Here is a 17,496-nt window from a genome sequence, read left to right on the forward strand (position 1 = left end):
GGGGTTGACAGCCGGGACCCCCTCCGCACGCGGACACCCCGGTGCGGGTCTAGGCTTCTGTCGACATGAGCGAGACTTCCTCCCCGTCCTCCGCGCGCAACGCCGTCGTCGCCGCGGCGCTCGACCTGTTCGCCCGCCAGGGCTTCGAGTCGACATCCGTCGATCAAATCGCCCAGGCCGCGGGGATATCGCGTTCGACGTTCTTCCGGCAGTTCGGCGGGAAGGACGACGTGGTCTTCGCCGACCACGAGGTGCTGCTCGACCAGCTGCGCGAGTACCTGGCCGGCGAGCACGCGAATCCGTGGGAGGCGGTGTGCGAGGCCTCGATGCAGGTGTATCGCCACTTCGCGGCCGACCCCGAGCTCGCCCGGCGGCGTTACGCGGTGGTCCGCGGCGTCCCGGCTCTGCGGGACCGCGAGATCGTCACGGTCTTCCGCTACGAGCGGCTGTTCGACGAGTACCTGCGCAGTGCGTTGCCCGGCCTCGATCCGCTCGACGCGGTGGGGTTCGCCGCACTGGTGACCGCGGTGCACAACCATGTCCTCCGTCAGTTGCTGCGGGGCCCGAAGAAGGTGCCGGCGAGCGTGCTGCGGCGGGCGCTCGATGACGCGCTCGTACGGTTCGGGGTCGACAACGGCGCACACGAGGAGGCTGACGACGACCTGGTCGTGGCGGTCTTCCCCCGCCGGATGCCGCCCGCCGAACTCGCCCGGCGCCTGCAGTCCGAGCTCTGACCCGCTCCTCTCCGCCGCGCCAGGCGTGGCACTGCGTCTCACGGGTCGCGGAACCGGGTGCCGCGAGAGTACTCTGGGCGCGGGTCGCACGCGGGCGGCCCGCAGCATCCAGGAGCACCATGAGCACCCCGACGACCGACCCGGCCTTCCCCGGCGAGAGCGTGAGCGACTACGACGTCCTCGCCCGCCGCGACACGGACTACTACGCCGTCTTCGCGGACATCCCAGCCGATGACCGCGCCGTATGGGACCGCGCGAAGGCGTACATCGACGAGGTCGGCGACCGGATGGTGCAGGCCTGGGACGAGGCGGAGTACCCGCTCGACCTCGCCGCCCGCCTGGGCGAACTCGACCTGTTCAACGACGGCATCCGTCATCCGCGTCTGACTCCGTTCTCGCCCCTCGCAGCGGGGCTCGTCAACATGGAGATCTCCCGCGGCGACGGCTCGCTGGGCACGGTGATCGCCGTCCAAGGCGGCCTGGCCCTGCGCACCCTCGCCCTCTTCGGCAGCGCCGAGCAGCAGGACCGGTGGCTCGTACCCATCGCCCGGGGCGAGGTCCTCGGCTCCTTCGCGCTCACCGAGCCCGACCACGGCTCCGACTCCGTGTCGCTCGAGACGATCGCGCGCCGTGACGGCGATGCCTGGGTGCTCCGCGGCGCGAAGAAGTGGATCGGGAACGGCGCATCCGGCGGGGTCACGTTCGTCTGGGCGCGCGTGGACGACCCCGATGCGGCCGAGCACGGTGCGGTGCGGTGCTTCCTCGTCGAGCAGGACACCCCCGGATACACGGGAAGCGTCATCACCGGCAAGGCCTCGCTCCGCGGCATCCATCAGGCCCACATCCTCCTCGACGACGTGCGCGTCCCGCTCGACGCCGTGCTGCCGGGGGCGAAGAGCTTCAAGGACGCCTCGACCGTGCTGTACTCCACGCGTTCCGGGGTGGCCTGGTCCGCCCTCGGCCATGCCACCGCCTGCTACGAAGCGGCCCTCGCGTACGCGCAGCAGCGGGTGCAGTTCGGGAAGCCCCTGGCGAAGTTCCAGATGGTGCAGGAGCGGCTCGCGCAGATGCTCGAGGACCTCACTGCGATGCAGCTGTACTGCCGCTGGATGGCGGACCTCGAGACGGCCGGCGCGCTGCGGCCGACGCAGGCCTCGCTGGCGAAGTTCCACAACACGCGCGCCGCGCGAAGGATCGCACAGACCGCGCGCGATCTGCTGGGCGGCAACGGCATCCTCCTCCGCAACGGCGTGATGCAGCACATGGTCGACATCGAGGCGATTCACACCTACGAGGGCACCGAGAGCGTCCAGGCGTTGCTGATCGGCCGAGACATCACCGGCATGAGCGCCTTCGCCTGAGCCCCCGCCCCGCACCGCCGCGCCGCGCCGCACAACCCGCGCCGCGCAACTCCGGCAATCCCGGCCGAACCACGGCACCGAAGCCGGCCCACCCCCGGTTTGCAGGAGTTGTGCGCGGGGCACGGCGTCGGGAGCGTGCGCGGCGTGCCGCGCACGCGGCAGCCCCGGATCGGGCACCTCCCCGACACAACTCCGGCGATCCCGCCCCTTCGGCTGCCCGTTCCCCCCGCCCCGCGCCGTTCTGCAGGAGTTGTGCCGTGAGGGCCCGCTCCGGGTCTCGGCGCCGCACGGGCCGCAGCCCCGCGGCGGGGATTCCGCCCCCGCTCCCCCACAACTCCGGCAATCCCGCGCCCGGCCAGGCACCTCGACCGCCGCACACCCCGGTCTGCCGGAGTTGTGATGTGCGACACCACCTGCCAACCGGGCCTGCTCACGCCGACCGCCGCTCGTCAAGCGGCCCGTCTGCCGAATCGGGCAGGGTACGGTGCCTGCATGGGATTGTTCCGTCGCTCGGTCCACGAGGTGCAACTGACCACGCGTGACGTCGACCTCACCGCGAAACGAGCACCCTGGAGCCTCTGGGCCGACCCCTTCGGGCGCCTGGCCATCCGTGCGCTCCAGATCATCGTGGTCGTCGCGGTCGCCGCGGGCATCTTCCTGGCGATCCACTCGCTCACCCTCGTGACGATTCCCCTGGTCATCGCTCTCATCCTCGCCTCGGCGTTCGCCCCGGCCATGCGCTGGATGCGGCGCCACGGGGTCCCCGATCTCCTCGCCACGGTCGTGACGCTGCTCGTGATCGTCGTGCTGCTCGGCGCGGTCGGATGGCTGATCGTCTGGGCGGTGCAGGATCAATGGAGCGATCTGTACTCGCAGGCCGAAGGAGGCGTCCGGGAGTTCCTGGCATGGGTCAACACCCTGCCGTTCGCGCCGACCCCGGACCAGATCGATGACTGGCTGAAGGCCGCCGGCGACTTCGTGACGAGCTCCCAGTTCGGTTCGGGAGCGCTCGCGGGCGTCGGAGCGGTGGCGAACTTCGTCACCGGTTTCGTACTCCTGGTCACGATCCTGTTCTTCTTCCTCAAGGACGGGCCCCGGATGTGGGAGTTCCTGCTGCGGCCGTTCCGCGGCTCCCACTACGAGCGCGGTCGCCGCATCGGCGACAAGACCGTGACCGTCCTCGGGTCGTACGTGCGCGGGACCGCCACGGTGGCGCTCGTGGATGCGGTCGGCATCCTCATCGGTCTGCTCATCCTGCAGGTGCCGCTCGCGATCCCCCTCGCCGTCCTCGTGTTCCTGCTCGCCTTCATCCCGATCGTGGGCGCGACCGTCGCTGGGATCCTGGCCGCGCTGGTCGCCCTGGTCGCGAACGGCTGGGTGAACGCACTGTTCGTCGTCGGGGTGGTCGTGCTCGTCAACCAGCTCGAGGGCAACTTCCTCCAGCCGTTCCTCATGGGCCGGTCGATGAAGCTGCACGCCTTCGTCATCCTGGTCGCGCTGACCGTGGGCGCGGTGCTGGGCGGTATCGTCGGGGCTGTGCTGGCCGTCCCGATCACGGCGACCGCGTGGGGCATCGTGCAGGTCTGGGACGGGCCGAACACCCCGGCGCGATGGGCCCGGCCGAAGCGGACCGAGCTACGCGCGTAGGAGGGACGAGCGCATCAGCCCGGCGCCCTCGACTCCGTCACCGGCGCCGACGTGCATCGCCGGGCTGAACAGACATCGCCGGGCCGACTGTGCATCGCCGGGCCGACCAGGTCGCCCAGGAGCATGCCCGCTCATGCCGGGTGATGGGCCTCCTTCCCCGTGGACGCGCCGGACGGCAGGATGAGGCCATGCGATACGAGATCCCCGCGCCCATGCTCGCGAAGGCGGTGCCGACCGTCCCGGATGCGGAGGGGTTCCGCTTCGAGCCGAAGTGGGACGGGTTCCGGGTGCTCGCCGCCTGGGACGGCGAGAGCGTGGAACTCGGTTCCCGCGGCGCCAAGCCCCTCACGCGCTACTTCCCGGAACTCGTGGACGCGCTCCCCCGCGTCCTGCCGGAACCCTGCCTCATCGACGGCGAGATCGTCATCCCGGTCGGCGAGCCGGGAGCCCAACGGCTGGACTGGGAGGCCCTGAGCCAGCGCATCCATCCGGCCGCCTCCCGCGTGGCGACCCTCTCCGCCCGGACCCCCGCCCTCCTCGTCGCCTTCGACCTGCTCGCCCGCGGCGATCGCGACCTGCAGTCCGCACCCTTCGCGGAGCGCCGCGCCGAGCTCGAGGACCTGCTCGCCGGCGTCGCGCCGCCCGTGCACCTCACCCGCACGACCGACGATCCCGAGCTCGCGCGCCGCTGGCTGGCCGAGTTCGAGGGGGCGGGTCTGGACGGGATCGTGGCGAAGCGGCTGAGCGAGCCGTACTCGCCCGGCAAGAGGACCATGCTGAAGATCAAGCATGCCCGGACGGCGGACGTCGTGGCCCTCGGATACCGGGTGCACAAGAGCGGCTCCGGCGTCGGCTCGATCCTGGTGGGCCTGTACGACGCGGACGGGAACCTGCGCAACGTCGGCGGCGTCTCCGCGTTCACGGACACGCGTCGCGCGGAGCTCGTCGAGGAGTTCGAGCCGTACGTGGAGCGGGATGCCGACGGCGCCGCGGTCACGGGCGAGACCGACCGATCGCGTTTCTCCGGCGCGAAGGACGTGTCGTTCGTTCGTCTGCGCCCGGAGCGCGTCCTGGAGGTGCGTTACGACCAGCTGGAGGGCACCCGTTTCCGGCACACCGTGCAGTTCGAGCGGTGGCGCCCGGATCGCGAGCCGCGCTCGTGCACCTTCGCGCAGCTGGAGCAGGTGGCCGCCTACGATCTGGCCGACGTCATCGGCTGACCGGGCTCCCCACCTGGCTCATCGGCTGACGGGGCCCTCGGGCCGGAGGTCTCGGCTGAGCGACCCTGGCCCGCGGGACCGGGCCCGAGAAGACGTGATCACTGCGGCGCCCGGGCACGACTCGGCTGCACCCGCGACGGCTCCCCCGGCATCTTCGGGAAGTCCGGCGGGAACGGCAGCTCGCCCAGCCCTTCTGCGAGGTCGCGCTCCCACCATTCCAGCAGCGTGTCGATCCGGCCGGGTCGGGCGGCGAAGTCCGCCCACGGGTCGCCGATGGTCGCCAGCCGATCCGGGATGCTGCGCACCGTGAAGGCCAGCGGGTCGACGTCCGGCAGCTCGTCCCAGGTGATCGGGGTGGAGACGGTCGCCCCCGGTAGCGAGCGCGGACTGTAGGCGCCCGCCATCGTCCGGTCGCGGTTGGCCTGGTTGAAGTCGATGAAGACGCGTTCGCCGCGCTCCTCTTTCCACCAGTTCATGGTCACGCGCTCCGGCTCCCGGCGCGCGAGCTCCCGGCCCGCCGCGATCACCGCGTGACGGACGTCGAGGAACTCGTGGGTCGGCTCTATCGGGCAGAAGAGGTGGATGCCGCGGTTGCCGCTCGTCTTGATCCACGACTCGAGTCCCGCCTCGCTCAGCACCTCACGCAGGAGCGGCGCGACCGCCGCCGCATCCGCGAAGTCCGTCCCCGGCTGCGGGTCGAGGTCTATGCGCAGCTCGACCGGCCGATCGGGGTCGGCGGCGAGCGACGCCCAGGGGTGGAAGACGACGGTGTTCATCTGCACGGCCCACACCACGGCGGCGGGCTCGGTCAGCACGACCTGCGGATGGCGCCTGCCGCTGTTGTAGCCGACGGTGACGGCGTCCACGTAGTCGGGCGTGCCCTTGGGCGGGTTCTTGGAGAAGAAACTCTCGCCATCGACCCCGTCGCGGAACCGCTCGAGCGACACGGGGCGGTTCCCGTTGGCGCGCAGGAAGGGATCCGCGACGGTGATCGCGTACTCGGCGAGCTCCCGCTTCGAGATGCCGGGCTCCGGCCAGACCAGTCGATCGGGACTCGACAACGTGACCTCGCGGTCCTCATACGTCCCCCCGCCGGGAACGGTGAGGGTGATGCGTTCGCTCGCCATGCTCCGACCCTAGGGGGCCGCCCCGGAGGCCGGTAGACCCGCGGGCCGGTCGCTCAGGCGCCGATCGCGAGCAGCGGGTGCAGTTGGTCGCGGCGCAGACGCAGCCAGGGCCCCGCAGGATCCACGACCACCCCGGCGAGACCGGGGTCGGCGCGCAGGGCCGTCGCCAGCTGTGCCGCCGCGACCTTGACCGGTTGGTCGCCGCGACCGAGAGCGAGGAGCTCGAGGGGGTGGGAGAAGAGCTCGAGCATGCGGGTCCCGTCCGGGGCGCGGAGCTCGGCGATGCCGACCTGGCCGGTCTCGGTCTTCCGCGCGGCGATCCACAGCGGCGCGACGGTGAGCGCCTCCACGACCCGCTCGACGATCTCGGGCGTGCGCGGTGCGGCCAGGAGCGACTTGATCCGCAGCTCCGGGTCGATGTCGGCCAGCGCCTTCTCCAGAAGCGCTTTGGGCAGCAGCGCGGATCCGGGACGGGAGGCCTGGTCCACCGCGATCCCGCCCATGAGCCCGGAGACCACCTGACGCAGCAGCCCGATCGTGGGCTGGGCGAGGGCGGACGTGCCGGCGTCGCCGTCGGCGCGCACCGCATCCTGCAGCGCGGCGCCGCCGGAGTAGACGAGCATGTACTTCTCGTCCTTGTAGGTGACCATGGATGTCGGCAGACCCTTGCCCTGCGCGAGGAGCTCACGCGCGTCGCCCTGCACCCGGATGTAGACGTGGCCCTGCAGCAGCTGCCGCGCGACGTTGATCAGCTCGGTCGGCTGCGCCTTCTCCGGGAGCACGGCCAGCGCGTCCCGCAGCAGCACGTTGTCGCGGAGTCCGGGGACCGTCTCGATGCGGGTCGAGGCCTCCGCGGTGGCCGCGGCGAGATGCGCCGGCACATCGGCCGGAGGCGTCGGTGCGGGGGCTGCCTGCTCGGCCCCGGACCGCGGCCGGCCGTAGGTCGACATCGAGATAGAGACGTGCGGCACCTGCTCAGCCGGAGCTGCGGTCTCCGCATCCGGGCTGCGCGGATCATCCGCTGCGGAGGTCAGCGCCTCGGCGGAGGGGTCGTCGTCGGACTTCTTCGGTCGGCGCGAGAACAGTGCCATCGTGCCAGCCTACGGGGCGCTCAGAGCTTCTCGATCGGGGCGATCTTGATCAGCAGCTTCTTCGCGCCCGCCGAGTCGAACCGCACGTGCGCGATCCGCTTCGCTCCCTCGCCGGTGACGGCGTCGATACGCCCCTCGCCGAAGTCCTCGTGCCGGATGCGGTCGCCTGCCGCGAGTTCCATCTCACTGTTGTCGCGGACCTTCGCCGGGATCTTGTTCGGGAACCGGTCCAGCGACGTCGACCGCGGCGCGAGGGCAGGCGGGTCGTCCTTCCGGCCGCCCCAACCGCCGCCGGGACGGCGTGCGTTCAGCGCCCGCGATCCCGAGCCGCCGCGGGAGTTGACGTCTCCCGGCGACTGCCGCCACTCGATCAGCTCCGCCGGGATCTCCTGCAGGAATCGACTCGGCATCGCCACGGACACCTCACCGAACTGCGCGCGCGTCATCGCGAGGGTGAGGTACAGCCGCTTCCTGGCACGCGTCACCCCCACGTAGAACAGCCGTCGCTCCTCGGACGGCCCCCCGGGCTCGCCCGCGGAGATCCGGTGCGGGATGAGGTCCTCTTCCACACCGGTCACGAACACCGTGTCGAACTCGAGCCCCTTGGCGGTGTGCATCGTCATGAGCGACACCGATCCGGAGGCGTCGTCGAGGTCGTCCGCGTCGGCGACGAGCGCCACCTCGGTCAGGAAGTCGATCAGTGTGCCGTCGGGGTTGTTGCGGGCGAACTCGCGCGCGACCGCGACGAGTTCGTCGAGGTTCTCGAGGCGCGCTTCGTCCTGCGGATCGCGGCTGGCGCGGAGGGCGTCCAGGTAGCCGGACTTCTGCAGCAGCAGTGTGAGCCCCTCGGCGACCGCGGTCGGCGGCGCGAGCTCGCCGGAGGCGGGGAGCATGAGCGCCGTCGCCTCGGCCAGGACCTTGTCCAGGTGCGCGATGGCCGCCTGCACCTTCGGTCCGACGCCGAGCGCGTCGGAGGAGGCCAGGGCGTCGCGGAAGGTCAGCTGGTTGTCTTCGGCGAACCGGGCGATCGCCGTCTCGGTGACGTCGCCGATGCCGCGCTTGGGCTTGTTCAGGATGCGGCGGACCGCCATCTCGTCGGCCGGGTTCGCGACCGAGACGAGGTACGCGAGAGCGTCCTTGATCTCGGCCCGCTCGTAGAACTTGGTGCCGCCCATGATCTTGTAGGGCAGCGCGGAACGGATGAAGATCTCCTCCAGCGCCCGGGACTGCGAGTTGGTGCGGTAGAACACGGCCACGTCGGAGTACGCGACGCCCGCGCGGTGCAGCTTCTCGATCTCGTCCGCGATGAACTGCGCCTCGTCGTGCTGCGAGTACCCCGTGAAGCCGACGATCGGCTCACCCGCCCCGACATCCGTCCAGAGCTTCTTGTCCTTGCGGTCGAAGTTGTTGCTGATGACCGCGTTCGCGGCGGACAGGATGTTCTGGGTGGAGCGGTAGTTCTGCTCGAGCAGCACGACCCGGGCCCCGGGGAAGTCCCGCTCGAACTCGCTGATGTTGCGGATGTCCGCGCCGCGGAAGGCGTAGATGGACTGATCCGAGTCGCCCACCACCGTGAGGGAAGCGCCTTCGAGCTCGGGGGCCTTCTCCGGCTCGAAGATCATCATGCCGCCGGCGGAATACGGCTCGGCGGACGATGCCCCGCTGACCGGCCGGGTGAGCTCGTGGATGAGCGCGTACTGCGCGTGGTTCGTGTCCTGGTACTCGTCGACGAGGATGTGCCGGAAGCGGCGACGGTACACGTCGGCGACGTGCGGGAACGCCCGGAAGAGGTAGACGGTCTGGGCGATCAGGTCGTCGAAGTCGAAGGCGTTCGCCCGCTGCAGCGCCCGCTGGTAGTCCCCGAAGATGGCGGTGAACACCCGCTCGGCGGGATCGCTCATGTTCGCCTGACGGGCGTAGGACTCGGCGTCGGCCAGCTCGTTCTTGAGCTTGGAGATCTTGCCCTGCACCGCGGCCGGAGTGAGCCCGTAGGCGTCCCCCTCGTGCTCCTTGACGAGCCGCTTGATGAGCGCTCGGGAGTCGCCGGAGTCGTAGATCGTGAACGCGGTCGTGAACCCGAACTGCTGCGCCTCGCGGCGGAGGATCCGCACGCACGCGGAGTGGAACGTCGCGATCCACATCCCCCGCGCACTCTCGCCGACCAGCTGTCCGACGCGCTCGCGCATCTCGCCGGCGGCCTTGTTGGTGAAGGTGATGGCCAGGATCTGACTCGGCCAGGCTTCTCGATTGCGCAGGAGCGAGGCGATGCGGTGCGTCAGCACGCGCGTCTTGCCCGAGCCGGCGCCCGCGACGATGAGCAGCGCGGGGCCGCGGTAGGTCACCGCTTCGCGCTGGGGCGGGTTGAGGCCGTCGAGCAGATCGGCGTCCGGCCGCGGGGCGGAGTCCGCCTGCGGGCCGCGATCGCCGCCGACGATGAGAGGAGTGGATGCGTCGGTCATTGCCCCTCAAGTCTAGGCGCGCCCTCCGACGTCCACTCCCCTGCGTCGGTGCGGCCGATGCACCGGCCCGCCCGCGCCGCGCGCTGCGTCAGTGCGCGCCGCCGCCGGGGCGCCGCTGGAGGCGCGTCTCCTCCAGATCGAGCAGGGCCTGCGCCTCGGCCAGGATGCGGGAGGGATAGGAGCCGGTGGCCCGCACCTGGAGCAGCTTCTCCCGCTCGGCCGCGACGATCGTGAGGCGCAGTTCGCGGAACCGGGTGTGCGGCATCTCGTCCCGCGTGCGCCGGCCAGCCCGCTCCCATGCGGACTCCGTCCGGATGAAGGACGTCTGCCGGGCGCGCTCGATGACGTCCGGGTCGGGTTCGTCACCCCGTTCGCCGACGTGTTCGTCGAGCGCTTCCAGGCCGGCGTTGCTGATCGTCTCGAGCAATTGCGCCAGGTCCTTGCGGTCCTCGTGATCGTCGATGCCGCGGATGCCCAGCAGCCGGATGAGCCAGGGCAGCGTTCCACCCTGGAGCACGATGCTCACGACCGCGACGGTGAAGGCGATCAGGATGAGCTGCGGCCGATACGGGGTGTCCTCCGGCAGCGACTGCGCTGCCGCGAGGGTGACGACGCCCCGCATCCCCGACCATCCCAGTACGACGCCACCGCGCCAGTCGATCCGCTCGTTGCGCTGCTGGTCGAGGTCGGCCCGGCGTCGCTCGTAGTCCCGTTCCAGGCGATTCCGGATGCGCGCCTGCCGCTTGGTCGCGACCGGATGGGTGCGGTAGTAGTACAGCGCGAGGAGCGCATGATAGGTGCGTTTCTCCGCGCGCATCTCGCGACGTCCGAGCGAGAACACCATGGGCCCGACCCACAGGTAACGGATGACGATCAGCGCCAGGGTGGCGAGCAGCCCGATCATGATGGATTGCCCCGCCCCCAGCACCGTGGGATCGACGTGGTCGATGAGCGTGCGGATCTCGAGCCCGATGAGCAGGAAGACCCCGTTCTCGAGCAGGAACTGGATGGTGCGCCAGTTGATCCGGTCGCTGATGCGCGACTGCGGGGAGAAGTGGCGGGGAGAGGCGTGTCCGGTGTAGAGCCCCGCGACGACCACCGCCAGGACCCCGGATGCGCCGAGGTACTCGGCCGGCACGAAGGCGACGAACGGCACCGCGATCGACAGTGCCGTGTCGAGGACCGGATCGGTGAGCTTGGCTCGCACCCACACCGTCACGCCGCCGGCGACGAGACCGATCAGCACCGCCACGATGACGGCGTAGAAGAAGTCAGCGACACCCTCCCAGGGCGAGGCGAGACCCCCGGCCGCCGCCGCGACGGCGGAGCGCAGCAGCACGAGCGCGGTGGCGTCGTTGACGAGCCCCTCCCCCTCGAGCAGCGTGAGCAGCCGGGGCGGCAGGCCCAGCCGTCTGCCGACCGAGGTCGCGGCGACCGCATCCGGCGGGCTGATGATCGCCCCCAGCGCCACGGCGGCGGCGAAGTTCAGGTCCGGCAGCAGCGTGTAGAGGAGGAAGCCGGTGGCGAAGGCGGTCACGATGACGAGCACGACCGAGAGGCTCGCGATCGATCCGAGGTTCCGCCGGAAGTCCATGACCGGCACGCTGACGGCGGCCGCGTAGAGGATCGGTGGGAGGAGCCCGTCGAGGATGATCTCGTGGGGGACCTCGATGTCGGGCACGCCGGGCAGATAGGACAGCCCCACACCGACCACGACGAGGATGATGGGGGCCGCGACACCGAGCTTCTTCGAGAAGGCGGCGACGGCGACGATGACGGCGACAGCGACGATTGCGTACAGGCCGAGTTCCATCCCCATCAGGATATTCCTCGCCCTCCTGGGGCAGGCTCGGAATCGTGCCGTCCGCGCCGCCACTGCCGTCCTCGCCGCCCGCGGTCGTCACGGAGCGTCACGGACGGACACTGCGTGTCACGGATGACCGGATGCCGCGTGGGGCGCGTTAGCGTCGAGTCATCGCGGCGGTCCGGGTGGTCCCGGGCACCGGTTCATACCCGGATGCGTTGCGGGTTCGACTCCCGCCGTCGCGTCGAGATACGGCCCCGCGGATGCGGGCGCCCTGCCGCTGCCGGACGGGCTCCACCCCGACGCGCGGACGCACCACCTCATCGGACGACGCTTCGCCGAGCACGTGTTCGCCCCCGGCGGGGCGTTCGCCGGAGGGGACTGACGCCCACGAGGCATGCCCTGATGCGGCATGCTCGACGGCATGGCAGGTGTACCCCACGGCTTCGAATACGTCCAGCACGGCGACCGCGTGGAGATCCGCCACCACGGGCGCCTGGCCGCCACGCTCCGCAAGGCGGCGGCGGTCGCCTTCCTCGATGATGTGGAGCGCGGCGACCCGCAGCACGTCATGGCGCGGGTCACCGGGAATTACAAGCGCGGCAACGAACGCTCGACGCCCCACCGTCCCTGACCCGCCGTCGGGTGGCGGCTCGGCCGGCACGTGGCCTGATCTCCGGAGGCGCCGAGACGGTCTTCGTCCCGGGTCGCGACCGGCGACCCGGGACGAAGACGGTGGGGATCAGCCGATGCGCTGCATCCGGCGACGCAGGATCGTCATCGCAGAGCCCAGCAGCAGCATCCCCGCGGCGAGGGCGGCGAGCGCCGCGGCCGGGGAGCTCCCGGTCGCCGCGAGCCCTTCCGCGACCGGCGTGGTCGCGCCGGCATCCGTCACGGGCGGCGTCGTCGTCCCGGGCACTGCCGGGACACCGGGCACCGCAGGATCAGCCGGATCCACGACATCGGCAGCCGTCAGCCCGCCCATCCGGAGCGACCCGCTGGTCACCCCGTCCTGGAACCACCAGGCGGGTCGCTGACCGTCGCGCGTCAGGGATGCGGGGGCGGTCGCGAAGCCCTCGTTGTTGACGTTCGGCATCTCGCCGGGGCGTGCCGCAAGGGAGATCTCCGGCCGGTCGGTGCCGTTGAGGACGATCTGTGCGGCGGTGCCGCCGCAGCCGTCGTCGCAGACCGCCCAGAGCACGCCCAGGACACTGTCGTGATCGAGGGCCATCACCCCGGCGAGCCCGGGGTCGATCGTCGCCACCAGCTCGGCCGATCCGTCCGCGTTCAGCGCGAAGGCGTACACGTCACCGGTGTCCTCGACACCGACGAAGAACAGCCCGTCGCCGTGACCCGGGTAGCCGGCCGGGTCGTAGACCGCACCGCTGGTGTCGTCGAACAACGCCCCGGCGAGGACCGTGTCCGGGATCCACTCGACCGCCTCGACCCCGAGGTTCGCACCGACGGCGGGCAGATGGCCGGTGAGGTCCCATTCCTGCGACGCCACGACATCCGGTCCCGGGGCGGACGGGTCGATCTTGAGCACCGTGTTCCGATTCACACCCTTCGCGCTGTTGTCGCGCTCGGAGGCCAGGTAGACGAATCCGTCGCCCGCCACCGTGATGCCCTCGGCATCCGGACCCGCCGCCCGCGGCGCGTCCGCATCCTTCTGGAACCGCGCGCGCTTGCCGTTCTCCCACCCCTCGGCGAAGGTGGTCGTCCCGTCGGCGGCCACCGCGAGCTTCCAGAAGCGGCCGGTCCCGTTGTCGACCGCCCAGAGGAAGACGCCGTCCTCGCCCACCTGCACGTCGAGGCCCGAGCTGTCCGCGAGGAACATGGGCATGGCGTCGAGCGGGGTCACCGCGGCCGCACCGGGCCAGAGACCGAGCGGGACCTCCCCCGCGCAGACGTTCGCCGCACCGGGGGTGGACTCGGCCGTGACCGCGAAGGAACCGGTCGTGTCCGGGCAGCGCCCCCAGGTGACCGCCGCGTGCCCGGCTCCCCAGGTGGTGTCGTCGACCACCAGGTCGCCGTCGAAGACGCGCACCGCGTCACCGCCACCGAGCCCGAAGCCGAGCTCCGCACGGGAGATGACGAGGTACCCACCGGCGGCGATGCCCGTGCCGGCGGGGATCGTGTACGCGTGGGAGTCGTCGTCGTCCTTCACCACGATCCCCGAGACGTCGAGAGCCGCCGCGGTGGGGTTGACCAGCTCGATCCAGTCGTCGGGGTCGCCGCCGTCGGATTCCACCTCGTTGATCCGGACCGGATTGCCGCACGCGTTGCGGAGCCCCTTCGTCGAGACCGCGACATCCGAGAACGGCCCGGCACCGTCCGCGCAGCGCGCCCACACGCCATCCGCATGGGCCGCGTAGACGTGCTCGGCCACGACGTTGCCCCGCGCGTCCCGCACGGTCACCGTGTCACCGTTGCCCAGCCCGAAGACGAATTCGGTCGGCTGATCGAACACGAAGAATGCGCCGGGCGCGAGCAGCGTTCCCGCGGGAAGCGGTGTCGCCTCCGCCGCGTGGCCGACGGGATCGTTGTCCATCACGGTCCAGCCGGAGATGTCCACGGCCGTCGCGCCGGTGTTCATGATCTCCACCCAGTCGGTCGCGTCACCGTTGGACTCGATCTCGTTGATCGCGACGGCGTGCATCACGCACTCGTTGGCGGCACCGGGCGTCGCCCGCGCAAGCACGAACAGCCCCTCTCCGTCCGGGCAGCGCGCGAGCGTCGCCGCGGCCGCGTCCCCGTCGATCGCGGCGTGCCCCTCCCAGGGCTCCGTGTCGTCGACCCGCTCCCCACGGGGGTCGAAGAGCCGGATGCGGTCGGCGCTGCCGACGCCGATCGCCGCGCCGAACCGGTCGGTCGCGCCGTCCACCAGTCCCTCCGTGGCCTCGTCCACCACGAGGAAGCCGCCGGCGGGGATCGTGGCCCCCGCGGGGAACCGCCACCGGTGATCGTCCGAGTTGTCCCTGATCTCGTACCCGGAGACGTCGAACGCCTCGGTGCCGGGGTTGTGGAACTCGACCCAGTCCGCGGGCTGGGAGTCCACCTCGTTGATCACGATCGAACCGGCGACGCTCGGCGGTGTGCAGATGTTGGCTGCGCCGGGGGTGGGCGCCGTCGCGTGCGCCCACCCGCCGGTGCCGTCCGGGCAGCGCGCCCATACCGCGAGCGGCGCCGTGTTGTCGTAGCGGAACGCATCCACCTCGGCGCCCGAGGCATCGTAGAGCACGACCTCGTCGTTCTTTCCGAGCCCGAACGTGAAGTGCACGTCACTCTCCAGGACGAAGAACCCGCCCGGTTCGAGCACGGTGCCGGCGGGGACGTCGCCGAAGCGGTCCCGCTTGTCGTCCGACATCCGCCATCCGGTGAGCTCCACCGCATCCGGCCCGGCGTTGTACAGCTCGACCCTGTCGGTGTATCCGGACGCCTCGTCGTAGATGATCTCGTTCACCACCACCGCGGGAGACGCGGACGGCGGCGCGGCTGGACGGTCCGGAGAGGGGGAAGCGGCGGAAGCCGCCGTGGGAAGCGCGGCACCGGCGGCCGCACCGGCGGCGCACACCGCGACTGCGGCGAGCATGCGCATGAGACGGGACATGGGGACTCCTCGGTAGAAGGAACGGGCTCGTCCAGATCATCGGCACCGGGTTACCGGCATCCGCCGTCGTGGTGACGGCCGGGTGAACGCGGATCGTCGGAATCGCCCACCGGCCGGGAGCAACCAGCAGTTCGTGCTGGACGCGCAGACGATCCATCAGCTGGCGCTCCTGCAGGTCGGCATGGACGCCGGCGAGCCGCTCGCCCAGGCGCAGTACGACCAGCGGTACTTCGTCGCGGTGTCCGAAGACCTGCATGCGGCGATGGCGAACGCCGCCGCCATGGATGAGGCCGAGCCGGAGTTCTGGCACGATCCGCAGGCGGACGAGGACTACCAGGCGGCCCTCTTCAACGGTTACGCGGCATCGGAGGGACGATCTTCCTGATCACCGACCCTCCGCGTCATCTCCCCGCGAGACTGCACGCGAACCACGAGACGGACTCCGCCACGCGCAGTCTCGTGCGCAGCATGCGGTCTCGCGGGAACGGCAGCTCAGACCCCGTACTCCGACCAGTCCTCCGGGACGTCGTCCCCGTCCGATCGCCGACGGGTGGGGGCGGTGGTTCCCGGCGGGACCACTGCTTCCGGCCGGGCGAGCCCGTAGCTGCGCAGTCGACGCGACTCCGCACCCAGCCGCGCCACGAGGTCCTCGTCGACGGGGTCCGGGTGGGGGGACTCCTCCGAATCGGAGATGAGCTGGCTCGCCGGGCCGACCAGCACTTCCGAACGGCCCGGTGAACCGTCGGCGTTGACGGTGGGGATGTCGACCGTGGCCGAGGTCCCGGCCTGCGCGAGCGCCTGGGCGTAATCCAGCAGGGCACGCGCGATCTCGGTCCCGGTCAGGATGGCGTCTCCCGCGTAGTGAATCCTGTCCATGATCTAGGTGTACTGCGCGGACCTGCGATCCGCGGTCCCTTCTTTTTTCGCGAGTCTTCGGTTATGCACGGGCATGTGCCGATGTCGAGGCGCCGCGCAAAGCGGGATCCCCGCGACGCCCTTTTGGGAGCGATTCGCCACGGCGGGCCGGTTCCAGGGCGAAGGTGAGTCCGTTCGCGCTGCTGGCCTCGTGCATCAGCTCGTCGATCCACTCCATGTCCAGGGCCGGCGTGCGGGCACCGGAGAACGCGAAGGTCACCGGGACGGCCGGGTCCACCCAGAGGCTGCGGGTGCCGACGCCGGTCGGATCCGGCACCTGGAACATGAACGGCTCTCCACGGCGGAGCTTGGTCATGAACACGATCCGGAAGTGTGCGAGGGGCCGGTCGTCGATGGGGATAGAGAACTCCCCGGTGTTGTAGATGAACCTGCCCATCCCGCTGCCTCCCTGATCCTCGCTACGCGCGCCCTGAGGCGCCCGGTTCCCGGCGGGTCCGTATCGCGGCGCGGTCACGCTACGGGGATCCGACGACGCAGTGAGAGGGGGTTGACTTCGGCGGTCTCCGCCCAAGCCCGAGGGCGAATGCGGTGGGCACCCGCCCCGGACGCGGATCAGAGCGGTTTGCCGCCGGTGACCGGAAGCACGGCCCCGGTGACGTAGGCGGCCGCATCCGAAGCCAGATACACGTAGGCACCGGCCAGCTCGGCCGGCATCGCCGCCCGTCCGAGGGGGGTGTCCGTTCCGAAGGACTCGATCTTCTCGTCGTCCCAGCCCGTCGCGACGATGAGCGGCGTCCACACCGGGCCCGGCGCGACGGCGTTCACCCGGATCCCCTGGGGTCCGAGCTCCTGCGCGAGCGCCTTCACGAAGGCGACCTGCGCCGCCTTCGTCATCGCGTAGTCGATCAGGCCGGGAGACGGGTCGAAGGCCTGGATGGAGCTGGTCACGATGATGGACGCACCGGCCTCGAGCTTCGGGACGGCCGCGCGCGCGGTCGCCACGAGGCTGTAGAGGTTCGTACGGAAGACACGGTCCATGTCGTCCAGCGGTAGCTCGGCGAAGTCGGGCCGGTCGGTCTGGTAGCCGGCGTTGAGCACGAGGATGTCGAGACCGCCCAGCTCCGCCACCGTCTGCTCCACGATGCCTGCGGAGGCCTCCAGGTCCCGCAGGTCCACGGACAGCAGGAGCGCCCGGCGCCCCGCCTGCTCGATCCACTCCGCGGTCTCGGCCGCATCGGAGTCCTCCTCCGGCATATGCGTGATGGCGACATCCGCGCCCTCCCTGGCGAAGGCGATGGCGACGGCCCGGCCGATGCCGGAGTCGCCGCCTGTGATGAGTGCGCGTCGGCCCGTCAGCCTGCCGGCGCCGGTGTAGCTGTGTTCGCCGTGGTCGGGATCGGGGGTCATCTCCTCGACGGTGCCGGGCGACCGCTGCTCCTGCCCGGGAAAACCCCCCTCGGTCGGACTGCGGCGCGGATCGGAGTTCGTGTCAGACATCAGTCGGTCCTTTCGTCCGTGGTCCCCTCCAGCCTCCCCGCTCGGTCCCGGATGCCGAGGGCCCTTGACA

General features: G+C 70.9%; 14 protein-coding genes and 1 tRNA gene. 7 read left to right on the forward strand and 8 right to left on the reverse strand.

Annotated elements, in window-relative coordinates; genetic code table 11:
- The first annotated feature begins 65 nt into the window (after positions 1-65).
- From F6J84_RS11940 to F6J84_RS11955, 4 genes are all read left to right on the forward strand, one after another.
- Positions 66-734, forward strand: coding sequence for a TetR/AcrR family transcriptional regulator (locus F6J84_RS11940; protein WP_150892008.1), 669 nt, complete (start codon positions 66-68; stop codon positions 732-734).
- 119 nt (positions 735-853) lie between these two features.
- Positions 854-2,095 (forward strand): acyl-CoA dehydrogenase family protein, encoded by a 1,242-nt coding sequence (locus F6J84_RS11945; RefSeq protein WP_150974036.1) that lies wholly within the window; start codon positions 854-856, stop codon positions 2,093-2,095.
- 492 nt (positions 2,096-2,587) lie between these two features.
- The gene (locus tag F6J84_RS11950) at positions 2,588-3,742 is read left to right on the forward strand and encodes an AI-2E family transporter (RefSeq protein ID WP_150974038.1); all 1,155 of its coding nucleotides are present in this window, start codon (positions 2,588-2,590) and stop codon (positions 3,740-3,742) included.
- Between the two features lie 188 nt (positions 3,743-3,930).
- Positions 3,931-4,962 (forward strand): ATP-dependent DNA ligase, encoded by a 1,032-nt coding sequence (locus F6J84_RS11955; RefSeq protein WP_150974040.1) that lies wholly within the window; start codon positions 3,931-3,933, stop codon positions 4,960-4,962.
- Between the two features lie 98 nt (positions 4,963-5,060).
- Here the strand turns inward: F6J84_RS11955 and ligD are convergent, their stop codons facing one another.
- The 4 genes from ligD to F6J84_RS11975 form a co-directional block, all read right to left on the reverse strand.
- Positions 5,061-6,089: a non-homologous end-joining DNA ligase gene (gene ligD / locus F6J84_RS11960; protein WP_150974042.1), complete on the reverse strand. Its 1,029-nt coding sequence runs from the start codon at positions 6,087-6,089 to the stop codon at positions 5,061-5,063.
- A gap of 53 nt (positions 6,090-6,142) precedes the next feature.
- Entirely contained in the window at positions 6,143-7,180 is a 1,038-nt protein-coding gene (locus tag F6J84_RS11965) for an SseB family protein (RefSeq protein WP_150974044.1), read from the reverse strand.
- A 20-nt stretch (positions 7,181-7,200) separates the two neighbouring features.
- Complete coding sequence (locus F6J84_RS11970; RefSeq protein ID WP_150974046.1) at positions 7,201-9,639, reverse strand: ATP-dependent helicase; 2,439 nt, start codon at positions 9,637-9,639, stop codon at positions 7,201-7,203.
- Positions 9,640-9,727: 88 nt separating this feature from the next.
- Complete coding sequence (locus F6J84_RS11975; RefSeq protein ID WP_150974047.1) at positions 9,728-11,452, reverse strand: cation:proton antiporter; 1,725 nt, start codon at positions 11,450-11,452, stop codon at positions 9,728-9,730.
- 163 nt (positions 11,453-11,615) lie between these two features.
- On the opposite strand from F6J84_RS11975, the gene F6J84_RS11980 reads away from it, so the two are divergent.
- Positions 11,616-11,688, forward strand: a tRNA-Met gene (locus F6J84_RS11980).
- Positions 11,689-11,867: 179 nt separating this feature from the next.
- Positions 11,868-12,077 carry a hypothetical protein gene (locus F6J84_RS11990; RefSeq protein ID WP_150974049.1) on the forward strand — a complete coding sequence of 70 codons (210 nt, stop codon included), beginning with the start codon at positions 11,868-11,870 and terminating at the stop codon, positions 12,075-12,077.
- 108 nt (positions 12,078-12,185) lie between these two features.
- Here the strand turns inward: F6J84_RS11990 and F6J84_RS11995 are convergent, their stop codons facing one another.
- The gene (locus tag F6J84_RS11995) at positions 12,186-15,053 is read right to left on the reverse strand and encodes a lamin tail domain-containing protein (RefSeq protein ID WP_150974051.1); all 2,868 of its coding nucleotides are present in this window, start codon (positions 15,051-15,053) and stop codon (positions 12,186-12,188) included.
- Between the two features lie 82 nt (positions 15,054-15,135).
- Between F6J84_RS11995 and F6J84_RS12000 the strand changes: the two genes are divergently transcribed.
- Positions 15,136-15,438 (forward strand): hypothetical protein, encoded by a 303-nt coding sequence (locus F6J84_RS12000; protein ID WP_150974053.1) that lies wholly within the window; start codon positions 15,136-15,138, stop codon positions 15,436-15,438.
- 107 nt (positions 15,439-15,545) lie between these two features.
- On the opposite strand, the gene F6J84_RS12005 is transcribed toward F6J84_RS12000, so the two are convergent.
- From F6J84_RS12005 to F6J84_RS12015, 3 genes are all read right to left on the reverse strand, one after another.
- A complete protein-coding gene (locus tag F6J84_RS12005) occupies positions 15,546-15,929 on the reverse strand; it encodes a hypothetical protein (protein ID WP_150974055.1) in 384 nt (127 codons plus the stop codon).
- Between the two features lie 61 nt (positions 15,930-15,990).
- Positions 15,991-16,365, reverse strand: coding sequence for a DUF7882 family protein (locus tag F6J84_RS12010; RefSeq protein WP_150974057.1), 375 nt, complete (start codon positions 16,363-16,365; stop codon positions 15,991-15,993).
- Positions 16,366-16,541: 176 nt separating this feature from the next.
- Positions 16,542-17,426 (reverse strand): SDR family oxidoreductase, encoded by an 885-nt coding sequence (locus tag F6J84_RS12015; protein ID WP_150974058.1) that lies wholly within the window; start codon positions 17,424-17,426, stop codon positions 16,542-16,544.
- Between the last annotated feature and the right edge of the window lie 70 nt (positions 17,427-17,496).

The sequence above is a fragment of the Microbacterium caowuchunii genome, from assembly GCF_008727755.1.
GTDB classification, from domain to species: Bacteria; Actinomycetota; Actinomycetes; order Actinomycetales; family Microbacteriaceae; genus Microbacterium; species Microbacterium caowuchunii.

Coding starts and splice junctions, on each gene's coding strand:
- F6J84_RS11995 (WP_150974051.1), bottom strand. CDS start 15,053: ATGTCCCGTCTCATGCGCATGCTCGCCGCAGTCGCGGTGTGCGCCGCC.
- F6J84_RS12015 (WP_150974058.1), bottom strand. CDS start 17,426: ATGTCTGACACGAACTCCGATCCGCGCCGCAGTCCGACCGAGGGGGGT.
- F6J84_RS11970 (WP_150974046.1), bottom strand. CDS start 9,639: ATGACCGACGCATCCACTCCTCTCATCGTCGGCGGCGATCGCGGCCCG.
- F6J84_RS11990 (WP_150974049.1), top strand. CDS start 11,868: ATGGCAGGTGTACCCCACGGCTTCGAATACGTCCAGCACGGCGACCGC.
- ligD (WP_150974042.1), bottom strand. CDS start 6,089: ATGGCGAGCGAACGCATCACCCTCACCGTTCCCGGCGGGGGGACGTAT.
- F6J84_RS12010 (WP_150974057.1), bottom strand. CDS start 16,365: ATGGGCAGGTTCATCTACAACACCGGGGAGTTCTCTATCCCCATCGAC.
- F6J84_RS11940 (WP_150892008.1), top strand. CDS start 66: ATGAGCGAGACTTCCTCCCCGTCCTCCGCGCGCAACGCCGTCGTCGCC.
- F6J84_RS11945 (WP_150974036.1), top strand. CDS start 854: ATGAGCACCCCGACGACCGACCCGGCCTTCCCCGGCGAGAGCGTGAGC.
- F6J84_RS11965 (WP_150974044.1), bottom strand. CDS start 7,180: ATGGCACTGTTCTCGCGCCGACCGAAGAAGTCCGACGACGACCCCTCC.
- F6J84_RS11955 (WP_150974040.1), top strand. CDS start 3,931: ATGCGATACGAGATCCCCGCGCCCATGCTCGCGAAGGCGGTGCCGACC.
- F6J84_RS11950 (WP_150974038.1), top strand. CDS start 2,588: ATGGGATTGTTCCGTCGCTCGGTCCACGAGGTGCAACTGACCACGCGT.
- F6J84_RS11975 (WP_150974047.1), bottom strand. CDS start 11,452: ATGGAACTCGGCCTGTACGCAATCGTCGCTGTCGCCGTCATCGTCGCC.
- F6J84_RS12005 (WP_150974055.1), bottom strand. CDS start 15,929: ATGGACAGGATTCACTACGCGGGAGACGCCATCCTGACCGGGACCGAG.